We start from the raw sequence: 10,841 nt of genomic DNA, 5'->3' as shown, positions 1-10,841 counted from the left end.
CCAGCCCCCGCGACATGTACGGCACCCCCGGCCCGTACGAGGACGCCGTCCAGGGCCAGCCCATCTTCGAGGAGAACGGACCGGACGACTTCAAGGGCGTCGACATCATGCGCACCGTCCGCAGCTTCGACCCCTGTCTGCCGTGCGGTGTGCACATGTACGTCGGCAAGGGCAAGACGCTGACCACCCTGCACTCGCCGACATACGGGGCGAACCATGGCTGAGGCCGCCACCGCACGCCTGGCGGACCCGGACGTCGAGGCCCGCCTCGGCCGGCTCGACGAGCTGCTGGAAGGCATCGAGGCCGCGCCCGGCCCCACGACACGCTCCGCGACCGAGGCGGTGGCCCTGCTGACCGAGGTCTACGGCGAGGCCCTGGCGCGCGTCCTGGACCACGCGGACGAGCGAGTGGCCGAGCGCTTCGCCGAGGACGAGCTGCTCGGGCACCTCATGGTGCTGCACGACATCCACCCCGAGCCTGCCGACCGCCGGGCGGCCCGCGCGGTCGAACGGCTGCGGCCCGCCGTGCAGGAGCGGGGAGGCGACGTGGAGTGGGCCGGGGTGGAAGGGCAGGTGGCCCGGGTGCGTCTGACGAAGGGCGGCGGGTGCGGGTCCGGCTGCGGCGGCGGAGGTTCCGAGGTCACCGACGCGGTCCGCGCGGCGGTGCTCGCCGCGGCGCCCGAGCTGACGGCGGTGGAGCCCCTCACCGAGACGGCCCCCGCCTTCGTCCCGCTGACCACCCTCACGCACCGGGCCGCACCGTGACCACCGAGGGGGCACTGGCCCGGCTCATCCGCTCCTCGGCCGACCGTACCGCGGCGGCCCGGACGGAGGTGTGCGACCTGTGCGCCGCGCCGGTCGCCGACGAGCACGCCCACCTGTACGACACCGGGCAGGAGGAGGTGCGCTGCGTCTGCGGCCCCTGCTCGGTGCTGTTCGCCGAGGCGGCTGCCGGGGACGGCCACTACCGGCTCGTGCCCCGGCGCCGGGTCCGGCTGCCCGAGGTCGACACGGCCGCGCTGGGCGTACCGGTCGGCCTGGTCTTCTTCGTGCCCCGGGCGGACGGCACCGTCACCGCCGAGGGCCCGAGCCCCGCGGGCGCCATGCGGTGGGAGGTGGACGCCGCGGCCTGGCAGGAGCTGTCCGGCAGGTGTCCGCAGCTCGCCACCGTGGAACCCGAGGTGGAGGCCCTCCTGGTGAACACCGTCCACGGCCTCGACCACCACTGGATCGTGCCGGTCGACGACTGCTACCGGATGGTCGCCGTCGTACGCCGGGAGTGGCGGGGCCTGTCCGGCGGCGGCCGGATCTGGCCGGCTGTCGAGCAGTTCTTCGAGGACCTCACCGAGCGGCCATAGCCACGCACTCCGCAGGTCGGAGGCGAGGAAGGAGAACATCCCATGGGCAGCATCAGAGTGGGCCGGCCCCAGGCGAAGCCCGACACACCCCGGCACGTCGCCGGCATGCACCAGGGCAACAAGGGCCCGCGCGAGCGGCAGAAGGGGCACCACGAGGACGGCACCGCCGACGCGCGCCGCTCCACGGGGATCCACTGGAAGCGGCATGACGCCCTCGCGGAGACCATGCCGAACATCTCGCCGGGATGAGCACCGTGATGGGAACGAGCAGGGAGTCACTGCAATGAAACGAGTACGCGGACCCGTCGCGCGCAGGCGGGGCGGGATGAGCGGACGGCGGGTGCTGAAGGCCGAGGCCGCCCTGGTGGGCGGTACGGCCCTGGCCCTGCTGTGCTGGGAGTGGCCCAGCCTGAGGCGCGAGGTGCGGCTCTGGCGGATGGCCGGCGGATTCCGCGCCGGCCGTCGCTACCCGTGAGCCGGCCGTGCACGAACTGTCGATCGCGACCGCGATCATCGAGCGGGCCGACGAGCTGGCCCGGGCGGACGGGACGGACGCCGTCTCGACGGTGACCGTCCGGGTCGGCGAGCTGGCGGGCGTCGTCCCCGACGCCCTGGATTTCGCCTTCGAGGTGGCCCGCGACGGCACCGCCCTCGCGGGGGCCCGGCTCGTCGTCGAGCAGATCCCCGCGCAGGCCTGGTGCGGCCCGTGCGCCGAGGAGTTCCCGGTGGGCATGCCCCCGTTCTTCTGGTGCCCGCGCTGCGACCAGCCCTCCAGCGACCTGCGCAGCGGCCGGGAACTGGAGATCGCCGGGATCGAGCCGGTACCCGCCTAACCGGCAGGGGCCCCGCCGACGTCGGCGGGGCCCCTGCCGTACCCCGGTCAGCAGATGCGCGGCAGCTGCTCCCCGAGCGGCAGGTCCACCACCCGGGTCCCCCCGAGCCCGGTGGCGACCACCACCATCCCCGGGTGCTCGGCGACGCATTCGCCGATCAGCGTCGCACCGGCACCCTGCGGATGGGCCCGCATCGCCGCCAGCACCTCCTCCGCCTCCGCCGGGGGCACGAAGGCGACCAGCCGCCCCTCGTTGGCGACGTAGAGGGGGTCGAGCCCGAGGAACCCGCAGGCGTTCGCCACCGCGTCCGGCACCGGGATCGCCCGCTCCTGAAGCCGGACGCCGGTCCCGGAGGCACGTGCGATCTCGTTGAGGGAGGCGCCCAGGCCGCCCCGGGTGGGATCCCGCAGCACATGGACGTCCGGAGTCACGGCCAGCATCGCCGCCACCAGGCCCGCCAGCGGCGCGGTGTCGCTTGCGACCTCCACCCCGAACTCCAGCCCCTCCCGCACGCTCATGATCGCCACACCGTGCAGCCCGATCGGGCCGCTGACGATCACCGCGTCGCCGGGCCGGGCACGCTGCGGCCGGATGTCCACCCCGTCGGGCACCAGCCCCACACCGGCGGTGGTGACGTACACCCCGTCGCCGTGCCCGGACTCCACCACCTTGGTGTCACCCGTGGCGATCGTCACCCCGGCGGCCTCGGCCGCCGCGCCCATCGAGCGCGCGATCCGCTCGACCACGGTCAGCTCCACGCCCTCCTCCAGGACGAAGGCCGCGGAGAGGTACGCGGGCACGGCGCCGCTCATCGCGAGGTCGTTGACGGTGCCGTTGACCGCGAGGTCGCCGAGGCAGCCGCCCGGGAAGAACAGCGGCCGGACCACGTAGGAGTCGGTGGAGAAGGCCAGTTGCGCCCCGCCCAGTTCGAGGACGGCGGAGTCGGCGAGAGCGGACAGGGTGGCGTTGCCGTAGGCAGGGGTGAAGATCTGCTCCATCAGCTCCGCCGACAGCGCGCCCCCGCCGCCGTGCCCCATGACCACAACCCCCTGGTCGCGCAGCGGTGCGGGGCAGGTCCAGTTCGCCGGGTCGACCACATCGGCTTGTCGCTCAGGCAACGGGAGCCACCTCCTGCTTCCCGGCCCCGCCGGTCTGCGCTGCCGGGGCGTTCATCCGGCGGTACAGGTAGTAGGCCGCGCAGGCGCCCTCGCTGGAGACCATGGTGGCGCCGAGCGGGGTGCGCGGGGTGCAGGTGGTGCCGAACGCGGCGCACTCGGTCGGCTTGATCAGACCCTGCAGCACCTCGCCGGCCCGGCACTCGGCGGGCTCCTCGGTCCGGATCCCGCCGACGTCGAAGCGGTGCTCCGCGTCGTACGCGCGGAAGGCGGCGGTCAGCCGCCAGCCGCTGTCCGGGATCCGCCCGATCCCGCGCCACGACCGGCCGGTGACCTCGAAGACCTCCTCGATCATGCGCACCGCGGCCGGGTTGCCCTCCTCGCGCACCGCGCGCGGGTAGGCGTTCTCCACCCGGTGCTCACCGCGCTCCAGCTGGCGGACCGCCCGGCGGATGCCCTCCAGGATGTCCAGCGGCTCGAAGCCCGTCACCACCATCGGCACGCGGAACCGCTCGGCAAGCTCCGGGTACTCGGCCATCCCCATCACGCTGCACACGTGCCCGGCGGCCAGGAAGCCCTGCACCCGGCACTCGGGCGCCGTCATGATCGCCTCGACGGCCGGGGGGACCCGCACATGCGACACCAGCAGGCTGAAGTTGGACAGGCCCAGCCGGCGCGCCTGGTGCACGGCCATCGCGTTGGCCGGGGCGGTGGTCTCGAAGCCGATCGCGAAGAACACCACCTCCCGGTCAGGGTTACAGCGGGCCAGCTCCAGGGCGTCGAGCGGCGAGTACACCACCCGTACGTCGCCACCCTCGCCCTTGACCCGGAACAGGTCACGGTCGGTGCCCGGCACCCGGAGCATGTCGCCGAAGGAGCAGAAGATCACCCCGGGCCGCGAGGCGATCTCCAGCGCCTTGTCGATGACCTCCAGCGGCGTGACACAGACCGGGCAGCCCGGCCCGTGGATCAACTCCACCTTTTCGGGCAGCAGTTGGTCGATCCCGTGCCGGATGATCGAGTGGGTCTGCCCGCCACACACCTCCATCAGGGCCCACGGCCGGGTGGCGGTGGCGTGGATCTCGTCCAGCAGCCGTCGCGCCAGTTGGGGGTCGTTGAACTCGTCGATGTACTTCACGCCGTTCCCGCCTCCTTCGACGCCTGCACCCAGGCGTCTCCGAACTCCTCCTCCAAAAGCCCCAGTTCCTCGAACAGCTTCAGGGAGGCCAGGGCCGACTCCTCGTCCAGACGCTGGAGCGCGAATCCGACGTGCACGATGACGTACTCACCCACCCGCACATCGGACACGTACTCCAGGCACGCCTGTTTCTGCACGCCGCCGAAGTCGATCAGCCCGGTGAGCGGATCCGAACTGGCGTCGATGGACACGACCTTGCCGGGCACTGCCAAACACATGGGTCACTCCTCCTGTCGTAGGTGTGCCGCGACCACCAGCTGGCCGAGGGCCAGCCCGCCGTCGTTGGGCGGAACCTCGCCGTGCCGGAGCACCACGAAGCCGTCTTCGGCCAGCAGCCGCGCGCACTCCTCCTCCAGCAGCGCGTTGGCGAACACCCCGCCGCTCAGCGCGACGGTGGCCAGGCCGGTGTCCTGACGCGCCCGTCGGCAGATCTCCGCCACCGCCCGCGCCACGCCGCGGTGGAAACGGGCCGCGAGCAGGGCGGCCGGGGTGCCGCGCCGGAGATCGGCGATCAGCGCGCTGAGCACGGGCGCCGGGTCGAGCCCCTCGGCGAAGGCGTACGCCGACGTGTCGGCACCCCACGCCGAAGCGGCCGCCGCCTCCAGCTCCAGCGCGGCCTGCGCCTCGTACCCCGCGCGATGGCACACGCCGGCGAGCGACGACACGGCGTCGAAGAGGCGGCCCATGCCGGAGGCCGGCACGCAGGCCAGGCCGCCGGTCAACTGGCGTTGGAGCACGGCCCGTTCGTCCGGCGCGCACGCGGTCACGCAGGGCAGGTCCGCGTCCCACGGCAGTCCCGCCGCCCACAGCCGGGCCAGGGCCAGCCGGCAGGGGTTGGCGACGCCCGCGTCGCCCCCGGGCAGCGGGGCGGGCAAGAGGCGAGCGTAGCGCCGGAAGCCGGTGTAACCGGCGAGGAGGATCTCCCCGCCCCAGACCGTGCCGTCGTCGCCGTAGCCCGTGCCGTCGAAGGCCACGCCGATCACGGGGGTGGTGCCGTCGAGGCCGTGTTCGGCCATGGCGGAGGCGATGTGCGCGTGGTGGTGCTGGACCAGGACGGGCGCGCGTCCGGCCAGCCGGGCGGCCCACCGTGTCGAGTGGTATCCGGGGTGCCGGTCCGCGGCGACCAGTTCGGGGCTCACGCCGGTCAGGGCCCGCAGCCGCGCGTCCGCCCGCCGGGCCGCCTCCAGGGTGGCCAGATCACCCATGTCGCCGATGTGCGGCCCGAACCAGGCCTGGTCGCCGGCGCCGAGGCACAGGGCGTTCTTCAGGTCGCCGCCCACGGCGAGAGCGGGCCGCACCGGGACCGGCAGTCGCAGCGGCCGGGGCACATAGCCCCGGGACCGGCGCAGCACCTGCTCGGTGCCGTCGGGCCGCACCCGCAGCAGGGAGTCGTCGCAGGGCGAGGCGATGGGCCGGTCGTGGGCGAGCCAGGCGTCGGCCAGCCCGGCGAGCCGGTTCAGCGCCTCGTCGTCGTCCGTGACGATCGGCTCCCCGGAGCGGTTGCCGCTCGTCATCACCAGCACGCGCGGGCCGGGCGGGTCACCGGGCAGGCCGAACAGAAGGGTGTGCACGGGTGTGTAGGGCAGGAGCACGCCGAGGTGCGGGCTGCCGGGGCAGACGCCGGGCGCGAGGCCGTTCCCCTCCGGGTGCCGGCGCAGCAGGACGATGGGGCGCCGGGGGCTGGTGAGGGCAGCCCGTTCGGAGGCGGAGACCTCGGCGATCCGGTGTACGTCGTCGAGGTTCGCGCACATCACCGCGAACGGCTTGCCGCCGCGTGCCTTGCGGGTGCGCAGGGTGTCGACGGCCCGGGCGTCGGTGGCGTCGCAGGCCAGGTGGTAGCCGCCGAGGCCCTTCACGGCGACGATCCGCCCGGCCGCCAGCAGCGCCCGCGCCGATGCCAGGGCCTCGGCGTCACGCGCCGGGCGCATCCCGCTCCCGGAAGCCGGCACCAGACGCAGCCGGGGACCGCACCCCGGGCAGGCCACCGGCTGGGCGTGGAAGCGCCGGTCCAGCGGATCCCCGTACTCCCGGGCGCACTCACCGCACATCGGGAACCCCGACATGGTCGTGACCGCCCGGTCGTAGGGCATGCCCGTGGCGATGGTGAAGCGGGGGCCGCAGTGGGTGCAGGTGACGAACGGGTGCCGGTGCCGGCGGTCGGCCGGATCGCCCAGCTCGCGCAGGCAGTCCGGGCAGGTCGCCGTGTCGGGCGGGAGAAGGGTGCTGCCGGGGGAGCGGTCGGTGGAGCGGATGGTGAAGGTGCCGTCGACGCCGGTGACGGACAGGTCCTCGACCCCGACGTCGGTGACGGTCGCCAGCGGCGGAGGCTCCGCGGCCAGCCGGTCGCAGAAGGCGGCGACACCGTCCGGCGCGCCCTCCACCTCGATCAGGACGCCGGACGCCGTGTTGCTCACGAAGCCCGCGAGCGCCAGGTCGGTGGCGAGGCGGTGCACGAAGGGGCGGAAGCCCACGCCCTGCACGGTGCCGCGCACGGTGACGCGGCGGCGCACCGCCCGGGTGACGGGCGCTGTCACGGGACGAGGCCGGCTTCGGCGCCTTCGCGGGTGTGGGTGTGCGGGCGGGGCGCCAGGGGCGGCTGGTGGACGGGGGCTCCGTCCCGGACGGCGAGCACCCGCCCCAGGAGGGTGTCCACACCGGTGCCGGTGCGGGCACAGGAGCGCAGCACCTCCACCCCCGGGTTGACCCGCTGGACGTTCGCCTCGAAGGCCGCCTCGTCGAACCCGGCCGGCCCGGCCAGATCGGTCTTCGTCAGCACCACCAGATGGGCGGACCCGAAGGCCGTGGGGTACTTCAGCGGCTTGTCCTCGCCCTCCGTCACCGCCATGAGCACGACCCGCAGGCTCTCGCCGAGGTCGTAGGACGCCGGGCAGACGAGGTTGCCGACGTTCTCTACGAACAGCAGCGACGTGCCCGCGGGCAGCCAGCCCTCCACATGGCCGCGCAGTTGCCGTGCCTCCAGGTGGCACAGGCCGTCCGTCAGCAGCTGCTTCACCGGGGCGCCCGAACGGGCCAGCCGGTCGGCGTCGTTCTCGGTCGCCAGGTCGGCGGTGAGAGCGGCCACCGGAAGGCTCCGCTCCACCGCCCTGGCCAGCACCCGCCCGAGCAGTTCCGTCTTGCCGCTGCCCGGGCTGGACAGCAGGTTGACCACGCTCACACCGCGCCGGGCCAACGCCTCGCGCAAGCTCGCGGCCAGACCGTCGTTCTTCGCCAGGACGGCCCGGGTGACCTCGTCCACGGAATCGCACATGGGCGCCGCTCCTCGCGGGTCGGTAGGAAAGTCGTTCCGCTACCGATCTTCCGTGCCGCCGCTCACCGTGCCCGGCAGCCCGGCCGACGACCACGCGGCGGATTCGTCCGGGCGGCTCAACGGGGGCGTGGCGGCCGGGTCGGCGAGCAGCACCGGCACCATGGTGTGCAGCGCCGCGACCGCCCGCCCGACCGCCTCGCGCACCGTCGCGCTGATGCCCGGGGCGATGTCCTCGTCGGCGGGGGTTCGCAGCTCGGGCTCACAGGCCAGGACCAGGACGCGGGGGAGGGGCTCGTCGCCCAGGTGGGCGGCCAGGGCGAGGACCTTCGCCGGGTCCATGCCGTGCGCCTCGGGCGGAGCGCCCGCCGTGGCGCCGTCGGGCAGGTCCGGCTCGATCAGCGACAGCGTGCCCGGCTCGTGCCCCCGCACGGCCGCGTCGACCAGGACGGCCGTGTCGTAGCCGTCGAGCAGTTCGTACGCCAGGTCCATGCCGCGGATGCCGAAGTCCCGCACCCGAACCTCCGCCGGCAGCGGACGCCGCTCCAGGGCGCGGATCACCTCGGGCCCGAAGGCGTCGTCGGCGAGGAAGATGTTGCCGATCCCCGCCACGAGCAGCCGCGCCCTCATCGCGCGTCCCCGGTGGCCAGCGGCCGGGCGGAGCCGCTGGGGAGTTTGCGGACGAAGGCGGACCGCAGTGCGTGATAGGGCGCCTCGGGGTCGAAGAAGACGGCCCGCATACGGGCGAGTTCGGCCCGCCGGTATTCGGCGAGGGGCCGCTGGAGCTCGTCCGCGTGACGGGCCGTGGCCTTGGCGGTGATCCGGCGCGGGAGATCGGGATCAGCGGCCAGGTCGGCGACCAGACGCTCGACTTCGGCGGCGAAGTCCTGGGCCCCGACCGGTACCAGACGGTCCACCAGGCCGATCCGCTGGGCGGTCGCGGCGCTCACCGGCAACGCCTCGGTCGTCAGCCGCTCGGCCGTCTCGGCACCCACCCGGCGGGGCAGCGAGTACGTCCAGAACTCCGACCCGTACAGGCCCATGTTCCGGTAGTGCGGGTTGAGGACGCTGCCCGTGCGGCACCAGACCTCGTCGGCGGCGAGGGCGAGCATGACGCCGCCGGCCGCCGCGTTGCCGCCGAGCGCCGCCACCACCACGCGGTCAGTGGTGCGCAGCACCGCCTCGACCAGGTCGTTCATGGCGTTCAGGTTGGACCAGGACTCACCCGCCGGGTCGCCCGCCGCCTCGATGACGTTGAGGTGGATGCCGTTGGAGAAGAAGTCGCGGGCGCTGCCGAACACCAGGACCGAGGTGGGGCGGGTCAGGGCGTACCGCCAGGCGGCGAGCAGCCTGCGGCAGTGGGTGGTGCTCATGGCCCCGCCGGGGAACGAGAAGGTCAGGAAGCCGATGCGACCGCGCTGCCGGTAGCGGATGTCGGTCCAGGTGGTGCGGTCCGGGGGCAGTTCGAGCGGCGCGGCGATCTCGGGGAGCCAGTAGGGGCGGTCGTACGCTCCCGGCATGCCCGGTGCGCTGCCGGGCGGGGCCGGGAAGCCGGCGAGCACCGAAGCCGCCGGGCGGCGGAACGGCGCCGGGTCTCCGGAGCTCTTGCGGGGCCGCAGCTCCGGGATCCACACCGCGCCGTCCCGGGTGGCCCGGCAGAGCGCGCCGGCCCGGGTCGCGAGCAGTTCCCCGGGCTCCCCGCGCAGCCGGTCCTCGGGGTGCCCGCCGTGCAGGAACACCTCCCGGCCGCAGATCTCGTCCCGGACACCGGGCTGCGAGTCGGCCCCGCGGAGCTTGCGCAGCACCGTCGCCGTGCTGTCGTTCTCCCAGTCGATCCGCCGCTGCTCCTGGCGGAAGAAGTCCCGCCACACCACGTCGGTCCCGGGTTCGCTCTGCGGGCGCGGTTTGTACGATCCGTCGGCGTAGCGCCGCACGGCCAGCAGCACGGCGGCCGTGGCGGCGTCCGCCACCTCGTTGCGGTACAGGTCGCTCTTGCCCGCCGGCGGCACCGGGAAGGAGCCGTCGGCCCACACGTCTCCCGCGTCCATGGCCGCCTCGGCCTGGAGCACCGTCACGCCCCACTCGGACGCCTCCTCGGCGATCGCCCAGTCCAGCGACGACGGGCCCCGGTCACCGGGCGGACCCGGGTGCACGATCAGGCAGGTGTGCTCCCGCCACACGTCCTCCGGCAGGGCCGACTTCAGCATCGGGGCGACGATCAGCTCCGGGCACCCCTCGCGTACGGCGGCCCGGACCGCGTCGGGGCCGTGCGAGGCGAGCACGACGTCCACGTGGTGCCCCTCGTCCGACAGTTCGGCGAACACACGCTGGGTCAGGCTGTTGAACGCGCTGGCGACGAGCAAGATGTCCATGACATGGCATGGTCGCCCGTCGGGGGAGGGCCGCGAAGGACCACGTCGGCGTTTCGCCGTCCTCTTGCGCTTCCGGCCGAACGGGCGCGGGCCCTGCGGCTGCCGCCACGGGGCCAGGGCGTCGCGGGGCAGGCCCTCGACGTCCGGTGCCGCCCCGGTTGCGTGGGTCGTGTGTGTCCTGGACCGGCGAGACGATCGCGACCGTCGTCCGGGCCGACGGCGACCGGCCACGCGTCGCAACCGGACCGCCGGCTTGAGATGCCGTCATCTCCCTGCTGTCACCTCCCTGCCGTCGGGGCCGACGTCATGGACCACGTGGACGGCGCCGAAGGGACGCGATCGCCCTCCGCCGTCGGTGGTCCACCGGAGCTCCCGGCTCGAACGCGAAGCAGGGGGAACGGGCCTGCCCCCTGCGAGCGGCCCGCGGCCGCCCCCGTCGTCCGCCCGCCCGGCGTCCACGGCCACCGGCGCCCGCCCGGGCGTCGACCATCCGGTCCGGGCACAGGACGGTGAGGCCGCGCCGCCCGCGGGGCGGTGGCCCGTGTCCGCGCGGTCGCGTTCCGCCCCCGACGCGAGCCGGCACGGCGACCTGGGCCCGCGCCTGACACCGTGCCCGCGCCTGACACCGTGCCCGCGCCTGCGACCGTGCCCGGTCCTGCGCCCGATCTCGCTCTCGCTGCCGCTGCCGCACTCGCGCCCC

At 74.4% G+C, this 10,841-nt stretch carries 13 protein-coding genes; 6 read left to right on the top strand and 7 right to left on the bottom strand.

Annotated elements, in window-relative coordinates; genetic code table 11:
* From C1J00_RS29215 to hypA, 6 genes are all read left to right on the top strand, one after another.
* Positions 1-224: nickel-dependent hydrogenase large subunit (locus tag C1J00_RS29215; RefSeq protein WP_146046276.1), on the top strand; the 224-nt coding region annotated here is incomplete at its 5' end.
* A complete protein-coding gene (locus C1J00_RS29210; protein ID WP_102911999.1) occupies positions 217-765 on the top strand; it encodes a NifU-related iron-sulfur-binding protein in 549 nt (182 codons plus the stop codon). The genes C1J00_RS29215 and C1J00_RS29210, both read left to right, overlap by 8 nt.
* A complete protein-coding gene (locus tag C1J00_RS29205) occupies positions 762-1,358 on the top strand; it encodes a DUF5947 family protein (protein ID WP_102911998.1) in 597 nt (198 codons plus the stop codon). The genes C1J00_RS29210 and C1J00_RS29205 overlap by 4 nt, the downstream gene beginning before the upstream one ends.
* A gap of 42 nt (positions 1,359-1,400) precedes the next feature.
* Positions 1,401-1,607, top strand: a complete 207-nt coding sequence (locus C1J00_RS29200) for a hypothetical protein (RefSeq protein ID WP_102911997.1) — start codon at positions 1,401-1,403, stop codon at positions 1,605-1,607.
* A 34-nt stretch (positions 1,608-1,641) separates the two neighbouring features.
* Complete coding sequence (locus C1J00_RS44785; RefSeq protein ID WP_146046275.1) at positions 1,642-1,833, top strand: hypothetical protein; 192 nt, start codon at positions 1,642-1,644, stop codon at positions 1,831-1,833.
* Between the two features lie 7 nt (positions 1,834-1,840).
* Positions 1,841-2,191: a hydrogenase maturation nickel metallochaperone HypA gene (gene hypA / locus C1J00_RS29195; protein ID WP_102911996.1), complete on the top strand. Its 351-nt coding sequence runs from the start codon at positions 1,841-1,843 to the stop codon at positions 2,189-2,191.
* Positions 2,192-2,238: 47 nt separating this feature from the next.
* Here hypA and hypE read toward each other — a convergent pair whose 3' ends face one another.
* The 7 genes from hypE to C1J00_RS29160 form a co-directional block, all read right to left on the bottom strand.
* A complete protein-coding gene (gene hypE / locus C1J00_RS29190) occupies positions 2,239-3,228 on the bottom strand; it encodes a hydrogenase expression/formation protein HypE (RefSeq protein WP_245936550.1) in 990 nt (329 codons plus the stop codon).
* 73 nt (positions 3,229-3,301) lie between these two features.
* On the bottom strand, positions 3,302-4,444 hold the full coding sequence (hypD, locus tag C1J00_RS29185; RefSeq protein ID WP_102911994.1) for a hydrogenase formation protein HypD: 1,143 nt from the start codon (positions 4,442-4,444) through the stop codon (positions 3,302-3,304).
* Positions 4,441-4,722: a HypC/HybG/HupF family hydrogenase formation chaperone gene (locus C1J00_RS29180; RefSeq protein ID WP_102911993.1), complete on the bottom strand. Its 282-nt coding sequence runs from the start codon at positions 4,720-4,722 to the stop codon at positions 4,441-4,443. Before C1J00_RS29180 ends, hypD begins: the two co-directional genes overlap by 4 nt.
* Positions 4,723-4,725: 3 nt before the next feature.
* Complete coding sequence (gene hypF / locus C1J00_RS29175; protein WP_102911992.1) at positions 4,726-7,038, bottom strand: carbamoyltransferase HypF; 2,313 nt, start codon at positions 7,036-7,038, stop codon at positions 4,726-4,728.
* On the bottom strand, positions 7,035-7,772 hold the full coding sequence (gene hypB / locus C1J00_RS29170) for a hydrogenase nickel incorporation protein HypB (protein WP_102911991.1): 738 nt from the start codon (positions 7,770-7,772) through the stop codon (positions 7,035-7,037). Before hypB ends, hypF begins: the two co-directional genes overlap by 4 nt.
* A gap of 39 nt (positions 7,773-7,811) precedes the next feature.
* Positions 7,812-8,399: a hydrogenase maturation protease gene (locus C1J00_RS29165; RefSeq protein ID WP_102911990.1), complete on the bottom strand. Its 588-nt coding sequence runs from the start codon at positions 8,397-8,399 to the stop codon at positions 7,812-7,814.
* Positions 8,396-10,141 carry an enoyl-CoA hydratase-related protein gene (locus C1J00_RS29160; RefSeq protein ID WP_102911989.1) on the bottom strand — a complete coding sequence of 582 codons (1,746 nt, stop codon included), beginning with the start codon at positions 10,139-10,141 and terminating at the stop codon, positions 8,396-8,398. The genes C1J00_RS29165 and C1J00_RS29160 overlap by 4 nt, the downstream gene beginning before the upstream one ends.
* Positions 10,142-10,841 lie beyond the last annotated feature (700 nt).

This window comes from Streptomyces cahuitamycinicus, assembly GCF_002891435.1.
GTDB classification, from domain to species: domain Bacteria; phylum Actinomycetota; class Actinomycetes; order Streptomycetales; family Streptomycetaceae; genus Streptomyces; species Streptomyces cahuitamycinicus.
This window is presented reverse-complemented; position numbering and strand designations above follow the sequence as displayed.

What these genes read in the sequence shown, in the direction of transcription:
- C1J00_RS29165 (WP_102911990.1), bottom strand. Translation starts at nt 8,399, where the DNA reads ATGAGGGCGCGGCTGCTCGTGGCGGGGATCGGCAACATCTTCCTCGCC.
- hypB (WP_102911991.1), bottom strand. Translation starts at nt 7,772, where the DNA reads ATGTGCGATTCCGTGGACGAGGTCACCCGGGCCGTCCTGGCGAAGAAC.
- hypE (WP_245936550.1), bottom strand. Translation starts at nt 3,228, where the DNA reads ATGGGGCACGGCGGCGGGGGCGCGCTGTCGGCGGAGCTGATGGAGCAG.
- C1J00_RS29200 (WP_102911997.1), top strand. Translation starts at nt 1,401, where the DNA reads ATGGGCAGCATCAGAGTGGGCCGGCCCCAGGCGAAGCCCGACACACCC.
- C1J00_RS29160 (WP_102911989.1), bottom strand. Translation starts at nt 10,141, where the DNA reads ATGGACATCTTGCTCGTCGCCAGCGCGTTCAACAGCCTGACCCAGCGT.
- C1J00_RS44785 (WP_146046275.1), top strand. Translation starts at nt 1,642, where the DNA reads ATGAAACGAGTACGCGGACCCGTCGCGCGCAGGCGGGGCGGGATGAGC.
- C1J00_RS29180 (WP_102911993.1), bottom strand. Translation starts at nt 4,722, where the DNA reads ATGTGTTTGGCAGTGCCCGGCAAGGTCGTGTCCATCGACGCCAGTTCG.
- C1J00_RS29210 (WP_102911999.1), top strand. Translation starts at nt 217, where the DNA reads ATGGCTGAGGCCGCCACCGCACGCCTGGCGGACCCGGACGTCGAGGCC.